The 24,759-nt window shown below is 63.1% G+C and carries 23 protein-coding genes; 22 read left to right on the top strand and 1 reads right to left on the bottom strand.

The annotated features are described in order from the left end of the window. The first annotated feature begins 3 nt into the window (after nucleotides 1–3). The 18 genes from G4D79_RS23640 to secA all read left to right on the top strand — a co-directional run bounded on the left by G4D79_RS23640 (nucleotide 4) and on the right by secA (nucleotide 20,487). Nucleotides 4–390, top strand: coding sequence for a DUF3499 domain-containing protein (locus G4D79_RS23640; RefSeq protein ID WP_007731177.1), 387 nt, complete (start codon nucleotides 4–6; stop codon nucleotides 388–390). 127 nt (nucleotides 391–517) lie between these two features. Next, on the top strand, nucleotides 518–1,891 hold the full coding sequence (locus G4D79_RS23635) for a phosphomannomutase/phosphoglucomutase (protein ID WP_214514448.1): 1,374 nt from the start codon (nucleotides 518–520) through the stop codon (nucleotides 1,889–1,891). Nucleotides 1,892–2,054: 163 nt separating this feature from the next. Then, nucleotides 2,055–3,149 (top strand): tobH protein, encoded by a 1,095-nt coding sequence (locus G4D79_RS23630; RefSeq protein WP_214514447.1) that lies wholly within the window; start codon nucleotides 2,055–2,057, stop codon nucleotides 3,147–3,149. Further along, nucleotides 3,150–4,382, top strand: a complete 1,233-nt coding sequence (gene manA, locus G4D79_RS23625) for a mannose-6-phosphate isomerase, class I (RefSeq protein ID WP_042922158.1) — start codon at nucleotides 3,150–3,152, stop codon at nucleotides 4,380–4,382. It begins immediately after the preceding gene. Between the two features lie 8 nt (nucleotides 4,383–4,390). After that, nucleotides 4,391–5,350: a cation diffusion facilitator family transporter gene (locus G4D79_RS23620; RefSeq protein WP_214514446.1), complete on the top strand. Its 960-nt coding sequence runs from the start codon at nucleotides 4,391–4,393 to the stop codon at nucleotides 5,348–5,350. Between the two features lie 86 nt (nucleotides 5,351–5,436). Further along, nucleotides 5,437–6,933, top strand: coding sequence for an amino acid permease (locus G4D79_RS23615; protein WP_030535015.1), 1,497 nt, complete (start codon nucleotides 5,437–5,439; stop codon nucleotides 6,931–6,933). A 111-nt stretch (nucleotides 6,934–7,044) separates the two neighbouring features. Then, nucleotides 7,045–8,271 (top strand): alkane 1-monooxygenase, encoded by a 1,227-nt coding sequence (locus G4D79_RS23610; protein WP_214514445.1) that lies wholly within the window; start codon nucleotides 7,045–7,047, stop codon nucleotides 8,269–8,271. Next, nucleotides 8,271–8,456 carry a rubredoxin gene (locus G4D79_RS23605; RefSeq protein ID WP_003940827.1) on the top strand — a complete coding sequence of 62 codons (186 nt, stop codon included), beginning with the start codon at nucleotides 8,271–8,273 and terminating at the stop codon, nucleotides 8,454–8,456. The genes G4D79_RS23610 and G4D79_RS23605 overlap by 1 nt, the downstream gene beginning before the upstream one ends. Continuing rightward, nucleotides 8,453–8,635, top strand: a complete 183-nt coding sequence (locus G4D79_RS23600; RefSeq protein WP_003940894.1) for a rubredoxin — start codon at nucleotides 8,453–8,455, stop codon at nucleotides 8,633–8,635. Before G4D79_RS23605 ends, G4D79_RS23600 begins: the two co-directional genes overlap by 4 nt. Before the next feature lie 48 nt (nucleotides 8,636–8,683). Continuing rightward, nucleotides 8,684–9,325 (top strand): TetR family transcriptional regulator, encoded by a 642-nt coding sequence (locus G4D79_RS23595; protein WP_003941024.1) that lies wholly within the window; start codon nucleotides 8,684–8,686, stop codon nucleotides 9,323–9,325. 60 nt (nucleotides 9,326–9,385) lie between these two features. Beyond that, nucleotides 9,386–10,864: an adenosylhomocysteinase gene (gene ahcY / locus G4D79_RS23590; protein ID WP_003940766.1), complete on the top strand. Its 1,479-nt coding sequence runs from the start codon at nucleotides 9,386–9,388 to the stop codon at nucleotides 10,862–10,864. A gap of 80 nt (nucleotides 10,865–10,944) precedes the next feature. After that, the gene (locus G4D79_RS23585; protein ID WP_007731190.1) at nucleotides 10,945–11,586 is read left to right on the top strand and encodes a dTMP kinase; all 642 of its coding nucleotides are present in this window, start codon (nucleotides 10,945–10,947) and stop codon (nucleotides 11,584–11,586) included. Between the two features lie 116 nt (nucleotides 11,587–11,702). Beyond that, complete coding sequence (gene mtrA, locus G4D79_RS23580; RefSeq protein ID WP_003941013.1) at nucleotides 11,703–12,380, top strand: MtrAB system response regulator MtrA; 678 nt, start codon at nucleotides 11,703–11,705, stop codon at nucleotides 12,378–12,380. After that, nucleotides 12,377–14,116 (top strand): MtrAB system histidine kinase MtrB, encoded by a 1,740-nt coding sequence (mtrB, locus tag G4D79_RS23575; protein ID WP_019747781.1) that lies wholly within the window; start codon nucleotides 12,377–12,379, stop codon nucleotides 14,114–14,116. The genes mtrA and mtrB overlap by 4 nt, the downstream gene beginning before the upstream one ends. Next, nucleotides 14,113–15,891 carry an MtrAB system accessory lipoprotein LpqB gene (lpqB, locus tag G4D79_RS23570; protein WP_214514444.1) on the top strand — a complete coding sequence of 593 codons (1,779 nt, stop codon included), beginning with the start codon at nucleotides 14,113–14,115 and terminating at the stop codon, nucleotides 15,889–15,891. Before mtrB ends, lpqB begins: the two co-directional genes overlap by 4 nt. A gap of 33 nt (nucleotides 15,892–15,924) precedes the next feature. Then, on the top strand, nucleotides 15,925–16,656 hold the full coding sequence (locus G4D79_RS23565) for a ComF family protein (RefSeq protein ID WP_003940811.1): 732 nt from the start codon (nucleotides 15,925–15,927) through the stop codon (nucleotides 16,654–16,656). 175 nt (nucleotides 16,657–16,831) lie between these two features. Then, the gene (hpf, locus tag G4D79_RS23560) at nucleotides 16,832–17,512 is read left to right on the top strand and encodes a ribosome hibernation-promoting factor, HPF/YfiA family (RefSeq protein ID WP_003940893.1); all 681 of its coding nucleotides are present in this window, start codon (nucleotides 16,832–16,834) and stop codon (nucleotides 17,510–17,512) included. Nucleotides 17,513–17,643: 131 nt separating this feature from the next. Continuing rightward, complete coding sequence (gene secA / locus G4D79_RS23555; protein ID WP_007731191.1) at nucleotides 17,644–20,487, top strand: preprotein translocase subunit SecA; 2,844 nt, start codon at nucleotides 17,644–17,646, stop codon at nucleotides 20,485–20,487. 36 nt (nucleotides 20,488–20,523) lie between these two features. Here the strand turns inward: secA and G4D79_RS23550 are convergent, their stop codons facing one another. Continuing rightward, nucleotides 20,524–21,153, bottom strand: a complete 630-nt coding sequence (locus G4D79_RS23550; RefSeq protein ID WP_007731192.1) for an Rv3235 family protein — start codon at nucleotides 21,151–21,153, stop codon at nucleotides 20,524–20,526. A gap of 19 nt (nucleotides 21,154–21,172) precedes the next feature. Between G4D79_RS23550 and G4D79_RS23545 the strand changes: the two genes are divergently transcribed. From G4D79_RS23545 to G4D79_RS23530, 4 genes are all read left to right on the top strand, one after another. Beyond that, nucleotides 21,173–21,598 carry an HAD-IA family hydrolase gene (locus G4D79_RS23545; protein WP_003940859.1) on the top strand — a complete coding sequence of 142 codons (426 nt, stop codon included), beginning with the start codon at nucleotides 21,173–21,175 and terminating at the stop codon, nucleotides 21,596–21,598. Continuing rightward, the gene (locus G4D79_RS23540) at nucleotides 21,592–23,001 is read left to right on the top strand and encodes a wax ester/triacylglycerol synthase family O-acyltransferase (protein ID WP_007731194.1); all 1,410 of its coding nucleotides are present in this window, start codon (nucleotides 21,592–21,594) and stop codon (nucleotides 22,999–23,001) included. The genes G4D79_RS23545 and G4D79_RS23540 overlap by 7 nt, the downstream gene beginning before the upstream one ends. A 23-nt stretch (nucleotides 23,002–23,024) precedes the next feature. Beyond that, a complete protein-coding gene (locus G4D79_RS23535; RefSeq protein WP_030535010.1) occupies nucleotides 23,025–23,525 on the top strand; it encodes a hypothetical protein in 501 nt (166 codons plus the stop codon). A 92-nt stretch (nucleotides 23,526–23,617) separates the two neighbouring features. After that, entirely contained in the window at nucleotides 23,618–24,736 is a 1,119-nt protein-coding gene (locus G4D79_RS23530) for a ferredoxin reductase (RefSeq protein WP_003940928.1), read from the top strand. Nucleotides 24,737–24,759 lie beyond the last annotated feature (23 nt).

Below are 24,759 nucleotides of genomic sequence, written 5' to 3'. Positions count from 1 at the left end.
CCTGTGAGATCTCTGCGTCGCTGCTGCCGCCCCGGGTGCAAGAACCCCGCCGTCGCGACGCTTACTTATGTCTACTCGGACTCCACTGCGGTTGTCGGGCCGCTGGCAACCGTCGCCGAGCCCCATTCATGGGATTTGTGTGACACTCACGGCTCTCGAATCACCGCCCCCAAGGGGTGGGAACTCGTCCGCCACGAAGGCGGATTCGCGTCGAGTACTCCCGACGAAGACGATCTGACCGCTTTGGCTGAAGCTGTACGTGAGGCCGGTCTCGGAGATCGCAGCAAGTCCAACGTCGATGCAGATGAGGACATACGTCCCGCAGCTCCGAGTACTGCCCGTACAGGGCGTCGTGGACACCTACGCGTTCTGCCCGACCCGTCCAACTGACGCGAGATTCGTCGCCGTAGACGCTAGGCTCGACCGAGTACTTCCACACCCGAGTACTGCGAATCTCCGGACGCCATGCGCCCGGACGTTCCCGTCTGTGAGGGTGCATGCACAAGGAGAGTTTTCAGTGGGGCGAACAGCCGAGTCGGTTGCTGCAATCATCAAGGCGTACGACGTACGCGGTGTGGTCGGTGAGCAGATCGACGAAGATTTTGTCCGCGACGTCGGTGCGTCGTTCGCCCGCCTGGTCCGCGACGAGGCCGGCGCCGCCACGACGGTTGTGATCGGCTACGACATGCGCGCATCGTCGCCCACACTGTCTTCGGCTTTCGGTGACGGCGTGCTTGCTCAAGGGCTCGACGTCGTTTACATCGGATTGGCGTCGACCGACGAGCTCTACTTTGCATCCGGTTTGCTGAACTGCCCGGGCGCGATGTTCACGGCGAGCCACAATCCCGCCAAGTACAACGGCATCAAGATGTGTCGGGCCGGCGCCAAGCCGGTCGGTCAGGACACCGGCCTCGCAGTCATCTCTGCCGAGGTCGTCTCGGGTGTTCCCGCGTACGACGGACCGGCAGGCACCGCCAGCACCAAGGACGTCCTCGAGGAATACGCGAGCTACCTCCGCGGATTGGTCGACCTGGCTGCGTTGCGCCCGCTGAAGGTCGCAGTCGATGCAGGCAACGGTATGGGCGGCCATACCGCGCCGGCCGTATTCGGGCCGATGCCCCTCGACGTCCTGCCGCTCTACTTCGAGCTCGACGGCACGTTCCCCAACCACGAAGCCAATCCGCTCGATCCGGCCAACCTCGTCGACCTGCAGGCCGACGTGCGCGAAACCGGAGCGGACATCGGCTTGGCGTTCGACGGTGACGCGGACCGTTGCTTCGTCGTAGACGAGAAGGGCGACCCGGTCTCGCCGTCCGCGGTGACGGCACTTGTCGCCAAGCGCGAACTCGCGAAGGAACCGGGCGCGTCGATCATCCACAACCTGATCACGTCACGGGCAGTGCCCGAACTGGTCGAAGAACTCGGCGGCGTCGCTATTCGTACCCGAGTCGGCCACTCGTTCATCAAGCAGGAGATGGCCGAGACCGGTGCGGTGTTCGGCGGCGAGCACTCCGCTCACTACTACTTCCGCGACTTCTGGGGCGCCGACTCCGGCATGCTCGCGGCGCTGCACGTACTCGCGGCACTGGGCGAGCAGGATCGTCCGCTCTCCGAGTTGATGGCGGAGTACACCCGCTACGCGGCCTCGGGCGAGATCAACTCCACCGTGGCTGACGCGGCAGATCGTACGGCCGCTGTACTGGCGGCATTTGCCGACCGCACCGAGTCGGTGGATCGCCTCGACGGTGTCACGGTCAGTCTCGAGGGAAATGCCTGGTTCAACTTGCGCGCGTCCAACACCGAACCGCTGCTGCGACTCAACGTCGAAGCACCCACGTCCGCCGATGTCGACGCATTGGTGAACGAAATTCTGGCGATCGTCCGGGCTTGAATCCGAGTCTGATCGGTTTGTCGGTGAGCCGAAGCCCTGGGATAGTTGGGGGACTATCTCAGGAACCACGGCCTCGGGAACGAGGGCTTTGCCACCACGGACCGCGTGGAGCTGGAATGCTGGATGGTGCGGGAACTGCTAACGGAGAAGGGGGTGCGGTGAGATGACAGCGCCGATGCCGCTTCTCGACCTCGACGACAGCGAGGGTTTGTCAGCTGCCGATTCGGAAGGGCTACTGCGGTCTGTAGCCATGGGCGGCGCACAGATTCGGGCGACCGCATCGGCCGTCGGCGAGGGTGTGATCTCCCGATTGGCCGGTCTGCGTCCGCGCAGCGTCGTACTGATCGCCGGCGCGGGTGGCGCCCGGCACGGAGCCAGGATCGCGCTTGCTCTCGTCGGAGATTCGGTCGGTTGCCCGCTCCTCGTACTCGACCGGACGCCGTCGTGGGCCGGGCCGTTGGACGTGATCGTCGTCGCCGGTGACGATGCCGGTGATCCACGCCTCGTCGAATCCGTTGACAGTGCCGTACGCCGCGGCGCCGAGGTTGTTGTCGCCGTTCCCGACGAGGGGCCCATGCGAGCCGTGGCGGCCGGGCGCACCATGCCCTTGCCGCCGCGGCTCTACGCCTCGCCCCGGCACACGATGACGCGGTTCCTCGCCGTCTTCCTCGCGGTTGCCGCCGAAATCGAGGGCAAGGGATCGATCGAGGACCGTTCGACGGTGCTCGGTCGAATCGCCGACGCAGTTGATGCGGAGGCGCTGCGGGACGGACCGGCCAACGAGGTATTCCACAACCCGGCCAAGTCGTTGGCCACCAGGATGAGCGGCCGGCGAGTCGTTCTGTGTGGAAGTGGTTCCGTGACAACAGCACTCGCAGAGTTCTCGAGCGTTGCGCTGATGAGCTCCGGCGTGAACGCCGCTGCCGCCGAGATGTCCGAGGTGATTCGTTCGGCGCGAGCACTGTTCGCGCCGGACGCAGCTTCACGTGATTCGGTGTTTCACGACCCCTTCTTTCACGATCCGCAACTCGACGGCGCGCTGCCGACCCCGCCGGCGCGGGCGTTCGTCTTCGCGACCGAATCCACGCGCGGGGAGGCGAGGCGCCGGATGGACGCACTGGCTGACGCCGACCTGGTGGTTGCGGCAGACGAAGACCAGACCAACGTGGTCATATCGGAGATGGAGCAGGTATTCGTGTTGGCGTCTCGAGTAGACATGGCCGCGGCGTACGTGCAGTTGACAGGCGGTGCGAAGTAAGTGCGTGAACTCGAAGGTGCACTTCGTTCTTACGCGTGGGGCTCGCGAACGGCAATTGCCGAACTACGCGGTCTTTCGACTCCGTCGAATCATCCCGAAGCGGAATTGTGGTTGGGCGCGCACCCGGGTGACCCGGCGCGCGTGATCACCGAATCCGGAAGCGAGTCGTTGCTCGAGGTCCTGCACCGCGAACCCGAACGCGAACTCGGCCGTGAGAACCTCGAGGCATTCGGTGAGCGACTCCCATTCCTGCTCAAGCTGCTTGCGGCGGAAGAACCGCTGTCGCTTCAAGCGCACCCCAGCGCCGTTCAAGCCGACGAGGGTTTTCGTCGTGAGAACGCACTCGGCGTTCCCATGGAATCGCCGATTCGCAACTACAAGGACGGCAGCCACAAGCCCGAACTCGTTGTCGCGCTCAGCAGATTCGAAGCGCTTGCCGGATTCCGCGAGCCGACGCGGACTGTCAAACTGCTGCGCGCTCTGGCCGTCGACGAGTTGGAGCCGTACATTGGTCTGCTCGAAGGCCAACCCGATTCCGACGGACTGCGGGCGTTGTTCACGACATGGATCACGCTGCCGTCCACGGTGCTCGGGACCTTGCTCCCTGCCGTACTTGCCGGGTGCATCACCTACGTCGCGCACCACGACGCCGAATTCGTGACCGAGATCCGCACCGCGCTGGAATTGAGCGAGGCGTACCCCGGCGACGCCGGTGTTCTGGCGGCACTGCTGCTCAACCGCGTCACCCTCGAGCCCGGCCAAGGACTGTTTCTCGCTGCGGGAAATCTCCACGCGTATCTTCATGGACTCGCGGTCGAGATCATGGCCAACTCCGACAACGTTCTGCGTGGTGGGCTGACACCGAAGCACGTCGACGTGCCCGAATTGCTGAGGGTTCTGGACTTCGTCGGGGCCGATATCGAAGTGCTCGATCCGGCCCCGTCATCAGGATCAGGTCAGTCAGGATCGGGTAGATACGAGTACGTCACGCCGGCGCCCGAATTTCGTTTGACGCGTCTGGAGTTCGACGCGAATTCCACGGACATCGTCGTCGACGCTTCAGGCCCGCGGATTCTGATCTGCACCGACGGCGCGGTCACTGCGACGTGCGGCACTGACACTCTCGACCTCGATCGAGGCCGAGCGGCGTGGATCGCTGCCGACGAGCCCGCGATACACCTGAGCACACGGACCCCGACTGCGCAGGTTTTCAGTGCTGTAGTCGGAAACTAGGAGACATTGTGTCGGCTCATGGTGGCAAGAAGGCAATTCTGGCGGCCCTCGGAGCCAATGCCGGAATTGCCGTAGCCAAGTTCGCCGGATTCTTGATCACCGGATCGTCGTCGATGCTCGCCGAATCGGTGCACTCGGTGGCCGACACGTCCAATCAGGGTTTGCTGCTCCTGGGGCAGAAGAAGGCAGAACGTGACGCGGATCAACTGCACCCGTTCGGCTACGGGCGCAACCGATACTTCTATTCGTTCGTCGTTGCACTGGTGCTCTTCACCCTCGGTTCGCTGTTCGCGATTTACGAGGGTATTCACAAGATTCAACATCCGGAAGAACTCAATTCGGCTTTCGTGGCAATCGCGATTCTTGTCATAGCGATTTGTCTGGAGGGCTACAGCTTCCGGACCGCAGCGAAGGAATCACGACCGCTCAAGGGAAATGCGTCGTGGTGGAACTTCATCCGAACCTCTCGTAGCCCGGAACTCCCGGTTGTGCTGCTCGAGGACACCGGCGCATTGATCGGTCTCGTCCTTGCACTCGGCGGCGTCGGCCTCACGATGGTGACCGGAAATCCGGTCTTCGACGGCATCGGAACTCTGTACATCGGTGTCCTGCTCGGCATCATCGCGATCATTCTGATCATCGAAATGCAGTCGCTGCTGATCGGTGAGGGCGCAACGGCGGTGGAGACCGAACTGATCCTCAACGCCCTGGTCGACGGAACTCGTATCGAACGCGTCATTCATTGCAAGACGCAGTACCTCGGTCCCGAGGAGATCCTTGTTGCTGCCAAGGTTGCGGTGCCGATCGGATCGACGATCTCGGACGTGGCGACGGCGATCGACGAGGCCGAGTCTCGCGTGCGCGCTGCAGTGCCTGCGGCGCGGGTGATCTACCTCGAGCCGGACCTGGATCGTCTCAGCGCAGGAGATCGCCCTGAAACAGATCTACAGGCTCCCGACAAACCCTGAACAAAGCTGCGCCTGCGGGCTTAGGCTGATGCCATCTCTCTACTTGCCCATGGTGGGACCTGCTGGTCCCCAGCAAGGAGGCGGCAATGGCTGTCAAGGACGAGCAGGCCGGATCTGGACGGTCGAAGCTGTTTCGAACCAAATCGATCGAGCAGTCCATCAAGGACACCGACGAGCCGGAAACCAAACTCCGGAAAGAACTGAACTCGTGGGATCTCACGGTGTTCGGTGTCGCAGTCGTCATCGGTGCGGGCATCTTCACACTCACGGCTCGGACGGCGGGAAATGTCGCCGGGCCGTCGGTCTCGCTCGCGTTCGTCATTGCCGCCATCGCCTGCGGACTGGCAGCGCTGTGTTACGCCGAATTCGCGTCGACGGTCCCGGTTGCCGGTAGCGCGTACACGTTCTCGTACGCGACGTTCGGCGAATTCGTCGCCTGGATCATCGGCTGGGATCTCATCCTCGAATTCGCCTTGGCGTCTTCGGTGGTCGCCAAAGGCTGGTCGCTGTACCTCGGCGAAGTGATGGGCTCACGCAGCCCGATCGTCGAGTTGGGGCCGATATCCTTCGACTGGGGTGCGGTGCTGGTGATCGCTGTCATCACGATCCTGCTCGCGACCGGCACAAAACTCTCGTCGAGGGTGTCACTGGTGATCACGGCGATCAAGGTCGCGGTGGTGTTGCTGGTGATCATCGTCGGTCTGTTCTACATCGACACCGACAACTACTCGCCGTACATTCCGCCGTCGGAGCCGGGCTCGACGGGAGAGGGCATCCACCAGTCGTTGTTCTCGTACGTGACCGGGGCCGGTGGCAGCACGTTCGGGTGGTACGGATTGCTCGCGGCAGCCAGTCTGGTGTTCTTCGCGTTCATCGGCTTCGACGTCGTCGCCACGACGGCGGAGGAGGCGAAGGAGCCGCAGAAGGCGCTGCCACGCGGCATCCTGGGTTCTCTCCTGATCGTCACGGTTCTGTACGTGGCGGTGACACTGGTGCTGACGGGGATGGTGAAATACACCGAGCTCGAGGGCGATACCTCCAACCTGGCAACGGCATTCGCTTTCCACGACATCACGTGGGCGAAAAACGTCATCTCGTTCGGCGCTTTGGCCGGTCTCACGACAGTGGTGATGGTGCTGATGCTCGGGCAGACCAGGGTGCTCTTCGCGATGGCACGCGACGGTCTGATGCCACGACGCCTGGCACCGACCGGCAAGCACGGAACCCCTGTGCGGATCACGATCTTGGTCGGCGTCGTGGTCGCGGTGCTCGCCGGCGTTTTTCCGATCGGCACCCTCGAGGAAATGGTCAACATCGGCACACTGTTCGCTTTTGTTCTCGTCTCGATCGGGGTTCTCGTGCTCCGTCGGACGCGTCCCGACCTACCTCGCGGATTCAGGGTGCCGCTGGTCCCGCTGGTCCCGATTCTGGCCGTCCTCGCGTGTCTGTGGCTGATGTTCAACCTGTCGGTGGAGACCTGGATGAGGTTCGTGGTCTGGATGGCCCTCGGCGTTGTCATCTATTTTGCCTACAGCAGGCAGCATTCGATGATCGGGAAGCGTGAACGCGGCGAAATCGAGTAGATGTACAAAGTTTATGATTTGTCTATCACTTGTACAAAATCAGTAGTACTGTCTACCTCATAGTGAACTGACTCACAGTTTTCGGGTCGGTCCGAATCGAGGAGGTAGACCGTGTCGACGCACGTGGACTCGCAATCCGGCCAGACGCTCCCGCCCGAGCAGTGGCGTGACAAGAAGAGATACCTCTGGCTGCTCGGCCTCGTGCCGCCGACGGCGGTCTTCATCGCCGTCGGATTGGTCGCGTTGTTCAACAGTCTCGGATGGAATGCGGTCTCGCCGGTGTGGTGGTGGATCGGGCCGCTTCTCGTCTACATCCTGCTCCCGATCCTCGACATCTTCTTCGGCCCGGACGGCGAGAATCCGCCGGACGAAATGATGGAGCGCCTCGAGAACGACAAGTACTACCGGTATTGCACCTACATCTACATACCGTTCCAGTTGGTCAGCCTGGTCCTGGCCTGCTACCTCTGGTCGGCGACCGATCTGTCCTGGCTCGGAATCGACGGGGGACTTGGGCTGATCTCCAAGATCGGTCTGGCGATCAGTATCGGTTGTGTCGCAGGAATCGGGATCAACACCGCACACGAGCTCGGTCACAAGAAGGACGATCTCGAACGCTGGTTGTCGAAGATCACTCTGGCGCAGTCGTTTTACGGCCACTTCTACATCGAGCACAATCGTGGACACCACGTGCGCGTCGCCACGCCCGAGGATCCGGCGTCGTCTCGCTTCGGTGAGAGCTTCTGGACCTTCCTGCCGCGCAGTGTGTGGGGATCTCTGCGCTCGTCGTGGTCCCTGGAAAAGGCCAGACTCGATCGACTGGGTAAGAAGCCGTGGACAATTCGCAACGACGTCCTGCATTCGTGGTTGATGTCCGTCGTACTGTTCGGTGTCCTCGTCGCCGTCTTCGGCCTCTCGGTACTGCCGTTCCTGGTGCTGCAGGCCGTGTTCGGATTCTGCCTACTCGAAACCGTCAACTACCTCGAACATTACGGACTGAAGCGTCGTCGTCTGGACAGCGGGCGGTACGAGCGTGCAGCACCGGAGCACAGTTGGAACAGTGATCACATCTGCACCAACATCTTCCTGTATCACCTCCAGCGTCACAGCGATCATCACGCGAACCCGACGCGTCGTTATCAGACGCTTCGAAGCATGGACGGTGCGCCCAACCTGCCCAGTGGGTACGCGAGCATGATCATCCTCGCCTACGTTCCACCGCTGTGGCGAAAAGTGATGGATCCCAAAGTCCTTGCGCACTACGGCGGCGACATCACCCGCGTCAACGTTCAGCCGTCCAAGCGTGATCGCATCCTTGCTCGGTACGGAGCAGCGTGATGAGCAGCTATCGATGCCCGGTCTGTGAATACGTCTACGACGAATCGAAGGGTGCACCACGAGAAGGGTTTCCGGCGGGCACGCCGTGGGATGCCGTGCCGGACGACTGGTGCTGTCCGGACTGCGGCGTGAGGGAAAAGCTGGACTTCGAGCCGATGCCGGCAACGGCGGGGAGTGAATCATGAACGACTACAAGCTGTATCAGTGCGCGCAATGCGGCTTCGAGTACGACGAGGCAGTCGGCTGGCCGGAGGACGGTATCGAACCGGGCACTCGCTGGGACGACATTCCCGAAGACTGGAGTTGCCCGGACTGCGGGGCGGCGAAGAGCGACTTCTTCATGGTTGAGGTCGAACGACGGTGAGATGCGTCGGCGTCGAACGGACCTAGGTGCGGCGGTAGTGTCGTCACCATGACTTCGACGCCCACTCGTCTGCCGCAGAAAGAAGCGTCGCGCCTGCTGCTGCGTACGTCGGTGCTCGATTCGATGCGTGAGTTGTTGACCGAGCGCGACTGGTCCGAGGTGACGCTGACGGTTCTGGCCAAGCATGCCGGTGTGAGTCGTCAGACGCTCTACAACGAGTTCGGCTCGAGGCAAGGGCTTGCCGAGGCGTACGCGCTTCGCCTTGCTGACGGCTTCGTCGACGCGGTGGACGAGGCCATGGTGGCGAACGACGGACGTGCAGTCGAGGCGTTGACGGCGGGTTTCGGATCGTTTTTCGCCTCCAGTGCAACCGACCCGTTGGTGATCTCTCTGCTCACCGGTGAGGCCAAGCCGGACCTGCTTCGCCTGATCACCACCGACAGTGCGGTCATCATCGAGCGCGCGTCGTCGCGGCTTGCGGAGAGTTTCCAGCGAGGGTGGATTCAGGCGTCACCCGCCGACGCCGGAATTCTGGCCAGGGCGATTGCGCGTCTCGGGCTGAGCTACATTTCGATGCCGCCGGAGTCCGAGGCTTCGGTGGCGGAGGATCTGGGCATACTGCTCGGGCCGTTCATCGACGTGGCGCGCGAGGGCCGCGCAGTAGAGGGGCGGGCGGGAGAGGGCGTCTAACCGATAGCCTGGTACACCGATAGGCTTGTGCAGAGTATGCACGTCAACCAGGAGAGGCAGATGACGACCTCAGTTTCAACAACGCCCGTGGCCGAGAGCCGTAACGGCATCGACTTCAAAGTTGCAGATCTTTCGCTCGCGGAGTTCGGTCGCAAGGAAATCCGTCTGGCAGAGCACGAGATGCCCGGCCTCATGGCGCTTCGTCGCGAATACGCAGAGGTGTTGCCGCTCAAGGGCGCTCGCGTTTCCGGCTCGCTGCACATGACCATTCAGACCGCGGTGCTGATCGAGACGCTGACCGCGCTCGGCGCCGAGGTCCGCTGGGCTTCATGCAACATCTTCTCCACGCAGGATCACGCTGCCGCCGCCATCGTCGTCGGTCCGCACGGCACCCCGGAAGAGCCCAAGGGCGTTCCGGTTTTCGCCTGGAAGGGTGAAACCCTCGAAGAGTACTGGTGGGCAGCCGAGCAGATGCTGACCTGGCCGGGTGAGCCTGCCAACATGATTCTCGACGATGGCGGCGACGCCACCATGCTGGTGCTCAAGGGCGCACAGTTCGAGAAGGCCGGCGTCGTCCCGCCGACGGACGACGACCAGGATTCCGACGAGTACAAGGTCTTCCTTGCACTTCTGCGTCAGTCCCTCGAGTCCGACAAGGGCAAGTGGACGGCAATCGCCGAGTCCGTCCAGGGCGTCACCGAGGAGACCACCACGGGCGTTCTGCGCCTGTACCAGGTTGCCGCTGCCGGTGAACTCACGTTCCCCGCTATCAACGTCAACGACTCGGTCACCAAGAGCAAGTTCGACAACAAGTACGGCACGCGCCACTCGCTGCTCGACGGCATCAACCGCGGCACCGACGTTCTGATCGGCGGCAAGGCTGCGCTGGTCTGCGGTTACGGAGACGTCGGCAAGGGTTGTGCCGAGGCACTTCGCGGCCAGGGCGCTCGCGTCGCGGTCACCGAGGTCGACCCCATCAACGCCCTGCAGGCGCTGATGGACGGCTTCGAGGTCAAGACAGTCGAGCAGGCCATCGGCTGGGCCGACATCGTGATCACGTCCACCGGTAACAAGGACATCATCACGTTCGAGCACATGAAGGCCATGAAGCATCAGGCCATCCTGGGCAACATCGGTCACTTCGACAACGAGATCGACATGGCCGGCCTCGAGAAGTCCGGCGACGTCACGCGGATCAACATCAAGCCGCAGGTCGACGAGTTCACGTTCGCCGACGGCCACTCGATCATCGTGCTGTCCGAAGGCCGCCTGCTCAACCTCGGCAACGCGACGGGCCACCCGTCGTTCGTGATGAGCAACAGCTTCTCCAACCAGGTCATCGCGCAGATCGAACTGTGGACGAAGCCGGACGAGTACGACAACGAGGTCTACCGCCTCCCGAAGCACCTCGACGAGAAGGTCGCCAAGATCCACGTCGAGGCACTCGGTGGCACGCTGACCAAGCTCACGAAGGATCAGGCAGAGTACATCGGCGTCGACGTCGAAGGCCCGTACAAGCCCGAGCACTACCGCTACTGACCCGGTGATTCGTCGCTGAGGATGTAGTGGCCGCCGTCCCCCGGTCTGCGCAAGCAGGCCGGGGGATAGGCTTGTCCGCCGTGGGAACACTGGTGGCATTGGAAGGCCTCGACGGCGCTGGAAAGCGAACGTTGATCGGCAAAGTGGAGAGCGAACTCCGCCGCGGCGGCACGTCGATCGCGACTCTGGATTTTCCGCGGTACGGGAAGTCGATCCACGCGGATCTTGCTGCCGAGGCACTCAAAGGATCGCACGGAGACCTGGCTGAATCCGTGAACGCGATGGCAGTCCTGTTCGCCCTGGACCGCGCGGGTGCGGCGGATCGGATCTCGGACCTGTTGTCCGCCAACGACATTGTTCTCCTCGATCGCTACGTGGCGTCCAACGCCGCCTACAACGCGGCGCGCGCGCATCAGGGCGTGGACGGCGAGATGGTCGCCTGGGTCCGTGAATTGGAGTTGGGTCGACTCGCTCTTCCCGCTCCCGATCTGCAGTTGTACCTCGACGTACCGGTAGCTCTGGCCGAGCAGCGTGCCCGCTCGCGTGAGGCCGAGGACGCGTCGCGTCAGCTCGACGCCTACGAGCGCGACGGCGGCCTGCAGGCCAGAACCGGTGAGCTCTACAAGCAGTTGGCAGCGACGGACTGGGTCTCGCCCTGGTGGATCGTGGGGCCGGAGACGGACCCGGGCGAACTGGCGCGCAGGCTCGCGGATTTCGCGTGATCGGTCACCCTTGCGGCCGGGATTCGAACTTTCCGGCACAGTAGAGGGAAAGACGCGGCACGCCGCACGGCCTCGTAACGGTCTGATTCATCGCTCCGAGATGCAACGATAGGGATATGAAACCAAGGATTCTGGTTGTCGACGACGACACGGCACTCGCCGAGATGCTCACGATCGTGCTGCGTGGTGAGGGTTTCGATCCCTACGTGGTAGGCGACGGAACCCTGGCGCTCGCGGCAGTGCGTGAGACCCGGCCCGACCTCGTCCTGCTCGATCTCATGCTTCCCGGAATGAACGGGATCGACGTATGCCGAGTTCTGCGTGCGGATTCCGGCGTGCCCATCGTGATGTTGACGGCCAAGACCGACACCGTCGACGTCGTACTCGGCCTCGAATCCGGTGCGGACGACTACATCATGAAGCCGTTCAAGCCGAAGGAGCTGGTGGCGCGGGTGCGTGCTCGCCTGCGCCGCACGGAAGAGGAGCCGGCCGAGCTGCTGAGCATCGCCGACATCGTGATCGACGTTCCGGCACACAAGGTCAGCCGCGGCAGCGAGCAGATCTCGCTCACACCACTCGAATTCGACCTGCTGGTCGCATTGGCGCGCAAGCCGCGCCAGGTGTTCACCCGTGAAGTCCTCCTCGAGCAGGTGTGGGGATACCGCCACGCCGCCGACACCCGCCTGGTGAACGTGCACGTTCAGCGTTTGCGCGCCAAGGTCGAAACTGATCCCGAGAATCCCGAAGTGGTTCTGACGGTCAGGGGGGTCGGCTACAAGGCCGGACCGCCGTGAGCGGAGTTTCCAGGTGGCGTCGTCGTCTCAACCGACGGCTGACGCCATTTCTGCGGTGGTGTCACTCGATGAGCAACACCCTCGCGCACACGTGGCGACGCTCGCTCCAATTGCGAGTGGTCGTCTCGACTTTGACGTTGTCCTTGATCGTCATCGTCATTCTCGGTGTCGTGCTGACCAGCCAGATCACCGATCGGCTGTTGGAAACGAAGATCACCGCGGCGACAGAGGAAATGGACCGAGCCCGCGGCATCGTCGAAGACCAACTCGCGGGCGTCGACGATTCGACGGCGCTCAACGTTCAATTGGAAAGCGCTGCATCCGGACTGACGAGCCGTCGAAACCAGACCTCGGGCCAGGCCTCCGGGTCGGCCGGCACCTTCGACCCGGTGCTCATCGTGCCAGGGGACGGGCCGCGCCAGCCGACGAGTTCGGGACCGGTCGATCAGATCCCCGACAACCTTCGCGAGTTCGTCAAACGCGGCCAGATCAGTTACCAATTCGCGACGGTGTCCAACCCGAACGGTTATTCCGGACCCGCGCTGATCATCGGTAGCCCCACCGCGTCGTCGATATCGGGACTCGAGCTGTATCTGATCTTCCCGCTCGCCAGCGAAGACCGAAGTCTGTCTCTTGTTCGAAGCACCCTGCTGATCGGTGGAGCCGTGTTGCTGGTGCTCTTGGCGGCGATTTCGCTGTTGGTTGCCAGACAGGTCGTGCTTCCCATCCGATCGGCCTCGCGAATCGCGGTGCGTTTCGCAGACGGCCGACTCAAGGAACGAATGCCGGTCCGCGGCGAGGACGACATGGCGCGCCTGGCCATGTCCTTCAACGAGATGGCCGAGAGTCTGTCCAAACAGATCACCCAGCTGGAGGAGTTCGGCAGCCTCCAGAAGCGCTTCACCTCCGATGTCAGCCATGAACTGCGCACACCACTGACCACGGTCCGGATGGCCGCCGACCTGATCTACGACGGCAGCGAGAACCTCGACCCCATGCTGCGTCGGTCGTCGGAACTGCTTGTCGCCGAACTGGACAGGTTCGAAGGGCTACTGGCGGACCTCCTCGAGATCTCCCGCCACGACGCCGGTGTCGCGGAACTCGCGTCCGAACAACTCGACGTCCGTATGTGTGCGCGAGCGGCCGTTTCCACGGTTCGCCATCTCGCCCGCGAATCCGGCACCGAGCTGATCGTGGACATGCCTGACGAGCCGGTCATGGCAGATGTCGATCCGCGCCGCGTCGAACGCATCCTGCGAAATCTCCTTGCCAACGCCATCGACCACGGTGAGGGGAAGCCGATTCTGCTTCGCCTTCGCGCCGACGACAATGCCCTCGCCTTCATCGTCCGCGACAGTGGCGTCGGGTTGCGTCCGGGCGAGGAGAAGTTGGTCTTCAACCGGTTCTGGCGATCGGACCCGTCCCGTGTGCGCCGCAGTGGTGGCACCGGACTCGGCCTCGCAATCAGTGTCGAGGACGCGAATCTGCACGACGGCAAGCTCGAGGCCTGGGGCGAACCGGGAGTCGGAGCCTGCTTCCGGCTGACGCTCTCGCGCACCCGTGGCAAGAAAGTCGTGTCGAGTCCGCTGCCACTCAAGCCGACGACCACCAAATTCGTCCGCACGCCGAGCGAAGCCGACATCGTCGCCGACACCGTCGGCGAGGTCACATCGTCCTTGCCGACTCCGCGCGAATCGGACTCGCGGAACGAGTCCAACGGTGGGGATCGATCATGATCGGAACCCGCCGCCGTCTGGCACTTCTCGCAACAACGCTCAGCGTTCTGTTGCTGACCGGTGCATGCGCGAGTTTGCCGGAGTCCTCGTCGCCACAAGCAATCGGAACTCTGGCGACAGCCGTGCCCGGAACCTCCGTCGAATCACCGGCATCGGGGCGAGAGCCGGACCTGCTGGTACGTGACTTCGTCAAGGCGAGTACCGATCCGTCCAACCGGCACGCCGCAGCCCGTCAGTACCTGACCAAGGACGCTTCGGCGCGTTGGGACGACGCGGCAAGTGCTGTCATCGTCGACAAGGTCGATGTGCTCTCGGTTTCTCGAACCAGCACCGAAGCCGTCTACACGATTCGTGTGAACAAGGTCGGTCGCCTCGACCCGGGAGGACTGTACGTTCCCGAAGAGGGCAGTTTCGAAGCGAGGATGACCCTGGCGTTGACCGACGGCGAATGGCGGATCAGTGATCTGCCTCCCGGCGTGATCATGGAGCGTCCGCAGTTCCTCGGCGCTTACCAGCGGAAGTCGTTGTTCTTCCTCGACCCCACCAGCCAGACGGTCGTCCCCGATCTTCGCTGGATCTCCGGCGGGCAGGACCAGGTGGCGGCTCAGCTGATCGGTCTGATGATCGACGGACCGAAGGCAGCGCTGGCGCCGGCTGTGCGAAACGAACTGGGCAATGGCGTGTCGGTGATCGGTCCGATCACCAAGGCCGACGGTAAGCCGGGACAGGTCGGAGTCGGTCTCGGTGGTGTGCGCATCAACTTCCGCCTTGACAACCCGATGGATGCTGCTACTCGCGGTTTGTTTGCAGCACAGGTCATTTGGACGCTCGCCAACGCCGATGTGGCAGGGCCGTACGTTCTGGAGATCGACGGCGAACCGCTGGACGCGGCTCATGCCGACGGCTGGACCACCGCCGACGTCGCATCCACCAACCCACTGGCCACCACGAGTGCAACCGTCGGACTGCATGCACTGCGCAACGGTTCACTGGTGAGTGTCACCGAGCAAGAGGCGACTCCGGTGCCCGGTTTCGCGGGCAATGCGGGCAACCTCACGGCGGCTGCTCTCTCACGGGACGGCAAGTTGGTGGCAGCCGTCGCGGACACCGCTCGGCCGGATCCCGGCACAAGATTCGACTTGTCGCTCGGGACATACGGCGAAGGGTCCGTTCCGGTACTCGAAGGCAGCGCCATCACCAGACCCTCGTGGGAGCTGGACAACAACGCGGTCTGGACGGCTGTGAACGGCAATACCGTCGTTCGGGTCGTCCGTGAACCAGGCACCGGCCGGGTGTCGGTCACCAACGTCGACGTCGGGGCCCTGACGTCGGTCGGTTCCACGATCTCGGAACTGCGTCTGTCGCGGGACGGCGTGCGAGCGGCGATGATCATCGACGGCAAGGTCTACCTGGCTGTGGTCGTGCGCACCGCCAGCGGGGTCTACGCCCTGACGAGTCCACGCGCAGTGGCGTCCGGCTTGGGCAGTACCGCGCTCTCACTCGACTGGAGCAACAGCGACACCATCGTGATCGCGCGCAGTGGAGCCGACATACCGGTCGTCCAGGTCGCGATCGACGGCTCACGAATGGACGCGCTGCCGAGTGGAAACCTGACCGCTCCCGTCACCTCCGTGGATGCATCGCCGACCACCGAGTACGTCGCCGACGCGCGTGCGGTGTTCCAACTGAACAACAACGACCCCGCCGGGGATCGCCGCTGGCGTGAGGTGACCGTGCTGACCGGACAGAGGGCGATTCCGGTTCTGCCTGGCTGACGCCTCTGCGCTCTGGTGAATGTCTGCGCTCTGATGCATGTCGGTGCTCAGGTTCATGATTCGGCCATGGGGGACAAGAAATTCGGTGCCGGTCTGCTCGACCTGCTGTTGCCACGCGAGTGTGGTGGGTGTGGCCGCTCGGGGACTCTGTGGTGCGGTGAGTGCGCGGAACTGCTGCGCGATCATCCGCTTCAACTGAGTCCGCGCGTGGATCCGGGCGTGCCCGTCTGGGCACTCGGCCGCTACGACGGCCCCAGGCGACGCAGTGTGATCGAGATGAAGGAACGGGGTCGTCGGGACCTCGCGATGCCTCTGGGGATCGCTGTGGCCGACGCGTTGGCCACTCTGGAACGGTGGGGCGAGCTCGGCAGCGGGGGTCGTCCGCCGATCGTGCTGGTGCCGGCTCCCACGCGCGCCCGAGCGGCGCGATCTCGCGGGGGTGATCCGGTTCGCCGGATAGCCGAAAGTATGCGCGGAAAGCGGGAAATTGGTTCTGTCGCGGGTCGTCCGGTACGTGTCTGTCCGATTCTCCGGATGACGCGAGGTGTACGTGACTCGGTGGGACTGTCCGCGGCCGACCGGGTGACCAACGTGAACGGTCATGTGTCTCTCGACACCACTGCGATCTCTTCGATCGCCGGGGACAGTGACATCGTCCTGCTCGACGACGTCCTCACCACGGGAGCGACTGCGGCAGAGTCGGTTCGGGCCCTCTCGCTCAGTGGGATTCGGACAACTCTCGTGCTTGTCCTTGCAGGGGCTTAGATGAATTTCGTTGGAACAGTGGCACTCGCGCGCGTTACGTACTAGCGTCGGCGGCACACCCGAAAATACTGGTAGGAGGTGGTACTTCGATACTGGTGCCGGGCGGATCCCCTCTCGGTACTTGCAGAATTTGCCGCCGCCCACCGTGGGGCGGGGCCGTAATTGGGAGGTACGAGTGACGACCCCTTCGCAAGCCTCGTTTTTCATCGAGGACGCCACCATCGAGCGTTCCGAGAATGCCGCAGCTCCGAGATCCGACGTCGTAGTCAAGGGACGAAATGTCGAGATCCCCGATCACTTCCGAATCTACGTTTCGGAAAAGCTGGCGCGACTCGAACACTTCGACCCCTCCATATTCCACTTCGACGTGGAACTGCAACATGAACGCAACCGACGACAGGCCAAGAGTTGCCAGCGCGTCGAGATCACCGCTCGAGGTAAAGGCCCGGTGGCCCGAGCCGAAGCGTCCGCAGACAGCTTCTACGCCGCCTTCGAATCGGTGATCGACAAGCTCGAGAGTCGCCTCCGTCGAACCAAGGACCGCAAGAAGGTCCATTACGGCGACAAGCGACCGGTGTCCGTCGCGGAGGCAACCGCCTCCCTCGTCGACGCAGACTCACTCGGAGTCACACCGGACATTTCGCTGAACGGTCAAGAGCCGGACGAGTACGACGGCCCGGGACGCGTGGTCCGCACGAAGGATCACCCGGCCGAGCCGATGACCATCGACGACGCTCTCTACGAGATGGAACTGGTCGGACACGACTTCTTTCTCTTCCATGACAAGGAGTCGGACAAGCCGTCCGTCGTCTACCGTCGTCACGCTTTCGACTACGGATTGATCCGCCTGACATGACCCAATCGGTGGTGGGTTTGCTCGCTCGCCGCCGGTAGCGCCTACCATGGAATCCGGCCGGAGTTTTCGGACCCCGGCCGGATTTTCAGTGTGTGACCCCCTGTCGCCGAAGATTGAGGACGAAGAAGACTGTGCCGTCGCTGTCGCTATCGAAGCTGCTCCGTGTTGGTGAAGGTCGCATGGTCAAGCGGCTCAAGCACATCGCCGAGCATGTGGAATCTCTGTCGCCCGATGTCGAAGGCCTGACAGACGAGCAACTCAAAGCCAAGACCACCGAGTTCCGTGAGCGCTATGCCGCCGGGGAAACTCTCGACGAGTTGCTGCCCGAGGCATTCTCGGTTGCCCGCGAGGCGTCGTGGCGCGTGATCGACCAGAAGCACTTCCACGTGCAGATCATGGGCGGCGCGGCCCTGCACTTCGGCAACGTCGCCGAGATGAAGACCGGTGAGGGCAAGACCCTGACCTGTGTTCTTCCGGCATACCTGAACGCGATCGCGGGTGACGGCGTCCACGTGGTGACGGTCAACGACTACCTCGCCAAGCGTGACTCCGAGTGGATGGGCCGCGTTCACCGCGCCCTCGGCCTCGAGACCAGTGTGATTCTCTCGGGCATGACGCCGGCCGAGCGCCGCGTCGCCTACGCAGCCGACATCACGTACGGCACCAACAACGAGTTCGGCTTCGACTACCTGCGCGACAACATGACGCACTCGCTGGACGACCTGGTCCAGCGTGGCCATGCGTTTGCCATCGTGGACGAGGTCGACTCGATCCTCATCGACGAAGCCCGAACCCCGCTCATCATCTCGGGCCCGGCCGACGGCTCCAGCAAGTGGTACAGCGAGTTCGCGCGCATCGCGCCGCTGCTGAAGAAGGACGTTCACTACGAGGTCGACATCCGCAAGCGCACCATCGGTGTGCACGAGGCGGGCGTCGAACTGGTCGAGGACCAGCTCGGTATCGACAACCTGTACGAAGCCGCGAATTCGCCGCTGGTGAGCTACTTGAACAACGCGATCAAGGCCAAGGAGCTCTACACCAAGGACAAGGACTACATCGTCCGCGACGGTGAGGTCATCATCGTCGACGAGTTCACCGGCCGCGTGCTGGTCGGCCGCCGCTACAACGAGGGCATGCACCAGGCGATCGAGGCCAAGGAGAAGGTGGAGATCAAGGCGGAGAACCAGACCCTTGCCACCATCACCCTGCAGAACTACTTCCGTCTGTACGACAAGTTGTCGGGCATGACGGGTACCGCCGAGACGGAAGCTGCCGAGCTTCACCAGACTTACACGCTCGGTGTGATCCCGATCCCGACCAACCGTCCGATGGTCCGAGTCGACAACGGCGACCTCATCTACAAGACCGAGGAAGCCAAGTTCGACGCGGTGGTCGACGACGTCGTCGAGCGCCACGAGAACGGCCAGCCCGTCCTGATCGGTACCACCAGCGTCGAGCGCTCGGAGTACTTGTCCAAGCAGTTCACCAAGCGCGGCGTTGCCCACAACGTCCTCAACGCCAAGTTCCACGAGAAGGAAGCGACCATCATCGCCGAGGCCGGTCGCTCCGGCGCGGTCACCGTCGCGACCAACATGGCCGGCCGCGGTACCGACGTCGTGCTCGGTGGTAACCCGGACATCATCGCGGACATCGCGCTGCGCAAGAAGGGCCTCGACCCGGTCACGACGCCGGACGAGTACGAGGCGGCCTGGGACGCAGTCCTGGACGAGGTCAAGGCTGAGGTCAAGGCAGACGCCGAGAAGGTCCGCGATGCCGGCGGCCTGTACGTCCTGGGCACCGAGCGTCACGAATCGCGCCGAATCGACAACCAGTTGCGTGGTCGTTCCGGACGTCAGGGTGATCCCGGCGAATCGCGGTTCTACCTTTCGCTCGGGGACGAGCTCATGCGCCGCTTCAACGGTTCGGCACTCGAGTCGATCATGACGCGCCTGAACCTGCCCGACGACGTCCCGATCGAAGCCAAAATGGTCTCGAAGGCCATCAAGAGCGCTCAGACCCAGGTGGAGCAGCAGAACTTCGAAATTCGCAAGAATGTCCTCAAGTACGACGAGGTCATGAACCAGCAGCGAACGGTCATCTACAAGGAGCGCCGCCAGATCCTCGAGGGTGAGGACATGGAAGGCCAGGTCGAGCAGATGATCACTGACGTGGTCACCGCCTACGTCGACGGTGCCACCGCTGAGGGATACGTCGAGGACTGGGATCTCGAGCAGCTGTGGACGGCGCTGAAGACGCTGTACCCGGTCGGCATCGATCACAAGACGTTGGCAGGGGAGGACGGCGCAGGCATCAACAGTGACCTGAGCCGTGACGACCTGCGAACCGCTTTGCTCGAAGACGCCCACGCGGCGTACAAGAAGCGCGAAGCCGAGATCGATGCGATCGCCGGCGAAAACGGTATGCGTGAACTCGAGCGTCGTGTCTTCCTCTCGGTCCTGGACCGTAAGTGGCGTGAGCATCTCTACGAGATGGATTACCTCAAGGAGGGAATCGGTCTGCGTGCGATGGCCCAGCGCGATCCGCTGGTCGAGTACCAGCGCGAGGGTTACGACATGTTCATCGGCATGCTCGACGGATTGAAGGAAGAGTCCGTCGGATTCCTCTTCAACCTGCAGGTCGAGGCAGCTCCGGCGCAGCCCGCAAGTGGAATTTCCGTCACCGCGGGCTCTGCCGCCGCGGCGTCCGCCACGGCGCCCAAGCCGCTCCCCACGCAGGAGGCTGCGGCCAGGACAGCCGGAACTGCCGCCCCGACGGCGTTGCGCGCCAAGGGACTTGACGACGAAGGTCCGTCGCGTCTGACGTACACCGGCCCGGACGAGGACGGCAAGGCAAAGGCAACACGTGACTCGGCTGCCGACACCGGCGACGGTGCCGCCTCTCGTCGCGAACGTCGTGAAGCCGCACGGACGCAGTCGAAGAGCAATCGAGCTCCGAAGTCCAAGCGCAAGCGCTGAGGTATTAGCGCAGTCAGTACTCGGCAGGCTGGACGGTCACACCACGTGTAGTGCGGTGACCGTCCAGCCTGTTTCGTCTGTGTGGTCGATCCGGCCTGCGACGGCAAAAGTCTGCGTGCCTCGTGTGTACGTCGCACAGACTTCGGCGGTACTCTCCGACACTGCTTGAACGTGGGTGCGGTGAACGGCCGCGCCGCCCAGCTTCCGGGCCGAGAAATCCGAAGTGTAAAGTCTCGCAACAACTTCCAGGACGGACGGCGTCAACACGCCCTTGAGTTGCCGTGGATTTCGTCGTCGGTCGACGGTTTCGAGAACCAGACGTAGTGATCGGTTCCAGAAGATGTCGGCACCTACCAGCCGCGGTTCCGGAGCGTGAGTGAACCCGGTACTGGGCGACGTTCCGTTGTGTGGCGTCTTTCGCGGGCGACGCAGCATCCGGTCTGTTCGGCACTGCGTTCGGTCTGGCCGGCACTGTGGCCGCGACAGCACGACGGTATGCGGGTGAGGCTCGAATTGCGGCGCCGGCTCGAGAACGATCTTGCAGTCCTGCTCCATGACATCCCCCCGGATGATCCTGCGTCCGAGACAGCTGTCTCGGACTTCGCTCCCCCGAGCGATGGTGAGAAGCATGACACGAATCGCTCGAGATGTCGCCGTGATCACCATCGCGACTTAGGGTGATGGCGTGCGGGGACTTCTGTTGGATGTCGGTGGCGTGCTGTTCGGTCCGGGATCGGATCTCGACGGCTTGAGCGCGGTCGTGCGCGCGGTGAAGGCCCGCGGAATCGTGACGGGAATCGTCAGCAACGATCCCGGCGGCGCCAGTGCTCAGTGGTTGCGGGATCTCGGCGACGGGGTCTTGGTCGACGACGTGATCTTGTCCGGTGATGTCGAGATGGCAAAGCCCGACGCCGAGATCTATCTGTTGGCAGCGAGTCGTTTGGGCGTCGAGCCGGAGGATTTCGTTTTCGTGGATGATCTCGAAATCAACGTCCGGGCGGCGGTGGCCGTCGGGATGGTCGGGGTCCATCACGTCGGCTCGGAATCGACCATCGAGGAGTTGTCGATTCTGTTCGATCTCGGCGAAGGAGGGGACACGAAGCCATGGTGAACAGACTGACGACTCAGGATGCCGCTTTCTACTTCCTCGAAGCCGGGACGACGCCGATGCATGTCGGCTCGTTGGGGATCTTCAGGCAACTGCGAAACGGGATCGATCACGAGGAGTTGCTTCGACTTGTCGAAGAGCGGCTCGGATCGGTTCCGCGATACCGACAGAGAGTTCGCGAGGTGGCGTTCGGTCTGGCCCGCCCGGTATGGGTGGACGACTCGGATTTCGACATCACTTATCACGTTCGCCGATCTGCTCTGCCCAAACCGGGTTCCGACGAACAGCTGATGGATCTGATCGCGCGGCTGACGTCGAGACCACTCGACAGCACGAGGCCGTTGTGGGAGATGTACCTGGTCGAGGGGCTGACCAGAAACAGATTTGCCATCTTCACGAAGTCTCATTCGTCGTTGGTGGACGGCGAGGCGGCTCCAGAGATCAGTCAGGTGATCTTCGATCCGGAGAAGAATCGAGCGCCAGGCCCCGAAGAATTGTGGATGCCCGCCAGGCCGCCGAGCGATACCAGCTTGTTGGTCAGTGCACTGGCGGATCTCGTGACGAGCCCGGGGGAGGGGATCGCACGGGCGCGTGCAGCGTTCAACGACGTGACCACGTCCGTCACCGAGGCTGTGAGTGCACTCGGGAAACTCGCGGAAGTGGTTCGAACGGCGACGCAGGTAGCCCCGTCGAGCCCGCTCAACGCCACCATTTCGCGCAATCGACGCCTTGCGGTGGCCAAGACGTCTCTGGAGGACTATCGACGCATTCGTGCGCGGTACGGGTGCGAGATCAACGACGTGATTCTGACCGTCATCGCAGGTGCGATGCGGAACTGGTTGCTCTCGCGCGGTGAACCGGTGACCGAGGCGACCATCGTGCGAGCGATGGTGCCCATGTCGGTCTACACCGACGGCCCGGAGAGTCCTGACGTCGACGATCCGCAAGCGCCCGGACATGTTTCCTCGTTCCTCATCGACCTGCCTGTCGGTGAACCCAACGCGGTGGTTCGGCTCTCGCACGTGGCCCATGCGACGGAGGCATTCGCGCGTCAGGGTCGGCGGGTCACCGCGCAGACGATGGTGCGAATGTCCGGGTTTGCGCCGGCGACGCTGCATGCGATGAGCTCCCGCGCGGCCAGTAGTCTGTCGCAGCGAATGTTCAACTTGATGATCACCAATGCGCCAGGGCCGCAATTTCCGCTTTACCTCGGTGGTGCTCGGATGCTCGAGATGTATCCCGTGTCGCCACTGCTCAAGAATCAGACACTCAGCATCGCCCTGACGTCGTACGACGGAAATGTCTACTACGGTTTGAATGCCGACCGTGACGCGATGTCGGACGTCGACGTCGTTCGTTCGCTGATCTTCGAGTCACTCGAGGAATTGACGGATGCGAGTCGGTGACGAACGAGCATGAAGGTGGTCTCATGAGGGTGTACGTACCGGCGACGGTCGAGATTTTGCAGCAGTTGGTCGCAGATCAGGAGTTCGACCCTATGAGCCGGACGGCTTTTGCGGTCACCCCGACTCTGCGTGAGTCGTACGCGGCGGGGGACGACGACGAGTTGGCCGAGGTCGCCATGGGTGAGGCTGCGCGTGCGTCGCTGCGGCTGATCGCCGGAACCGAGGGTGACGTCACCTTCCGGCGTGCTGTCGTTGCCGCCGACGTCGACGATGCCGATGTGAAGTTACGGCCCGATCTCGACGATTCGGTAGTCCGATTGGCGGGTCCTGTCACGATGGCTCAGGTTGCATCTGTGCATGTCGACCTCGAACAGGCAGAATCGGACATCGAGCGCGCTGCTGGCATAGTCGACGCGGCGGATCTCGGTGACGCCGATGCCGAGTTCACGCTCGGTGACGCGGAGGACCACGAGTTGGCGTGGTACGCCGCGCAGGAGTTGCCGTTCTTGCTCGACCTGCTGTGAATGTGCTTACCCTGAAGTAACCTACGGTACCGTAACCTGATAACCTACGGTACCGTAGGCAGTGGGTTCGGAAGGTGAGAGGTGGAGGTCTGATGGGTCTGAAGGACTGGATCGAGGCACCGGCAGCGTCGGTAGTTCCGGCAGCGCGGTCGAAGCTCAATCTGCTTCGCGGTGCGGCGGCTCGGCTGACCACACCATTGCTTCCCGACGACTATCTGCACCTCGCGAATCCGTTGTGGTCCGCGCGCGAGCTGCGCGGCCAGATCGTCGAAGTCCGGCCCGAGACCACGGACTCGGCGACCATCGTCATCAAGCCGGGTTGGGGATTCGACTTCAACTACCAGCCGGGGCAGTACATCGGCATCGGTCTGCATATCGACGGCCGTTGGCATTGGCGGTCGTACTCACTTACCTCGCCTCCCAACTGGGAGAACAAGCGCATTTCCATCGCGGTCAAGGCCATGCCCGAGGGCTTTCTCTCGAGCCACCTCGTCAGCGGGGCCGTGCCGTCGGGAACCATCGTTCGACTGGCCACGCCTTCGGGCAACTTCGCGTTGCCGGATCCGCCGCCGGAGAAGATTCTGTTCATCACCGCCGGCAGTGGCATCACTCCGGTCATGGGCATGTTGCGGACGATGAACCGGCGCGGTCAATTGCCCGACGTCATGCACATCCACTCGGCTCCGACGGAATCCGACGTGATGTTCGCCGACGAACTCACAGCACTGCACGCCGAGCACGAGGACTTCGTGAGCCACGTGCAACTCACGCGACGTGACGGAAAGTTCAAACTCAGTTCTCTCGACACGGTCTGCCCCGACTGGCGCGAGCGCCACACCTGGGCGTGCGGACCCCTCCCGTTGCTCGACGAGCTCGAAGACGTCTGGAAGGCGGAAGGCATCGAGGATCGACTCCACATGGAGCGGTTCGCCGTATCGCGCATCGATGCTTCGGCCGACGGTGGCACGGTCACGTTCGAGAAGTCGGGTAAGACGATCACCGTCGACGGTGCGACGACGCTTCTGGAGGCAGGCGAGCAGTCCGGTGCCTTGATGCCGTTCGGTTGCCGCATGGGCATCTGCCAGACGTGTGTCGTACCTCTCGTCGCCGGCCACGCGATCGACCTACGCTCGGGAAAACAGCACGCGGAGGGCGAGCGCATCCAGACGTGCATCTCCGCCGCCGCCGGCGACTGTACGCTGGACGCATAGCTTCTAGGCACACGGAGGACCAC

The sequence above is a fragment of the Rhodococcus sp. WY5 genome, from assembly GCF_018588185.1.
In the GTDB taxonomy this organism is placed as follows: Bacteria; Actinomycetota; Actinomycetes; order Mycobacteriales; family Mycobacteriaceae; genus Rhodococcus_F; species Rhodococcus_F qingshengii.
This window is presented reverse-complemented; position numbering and strand designations above follow the sequence as displayed.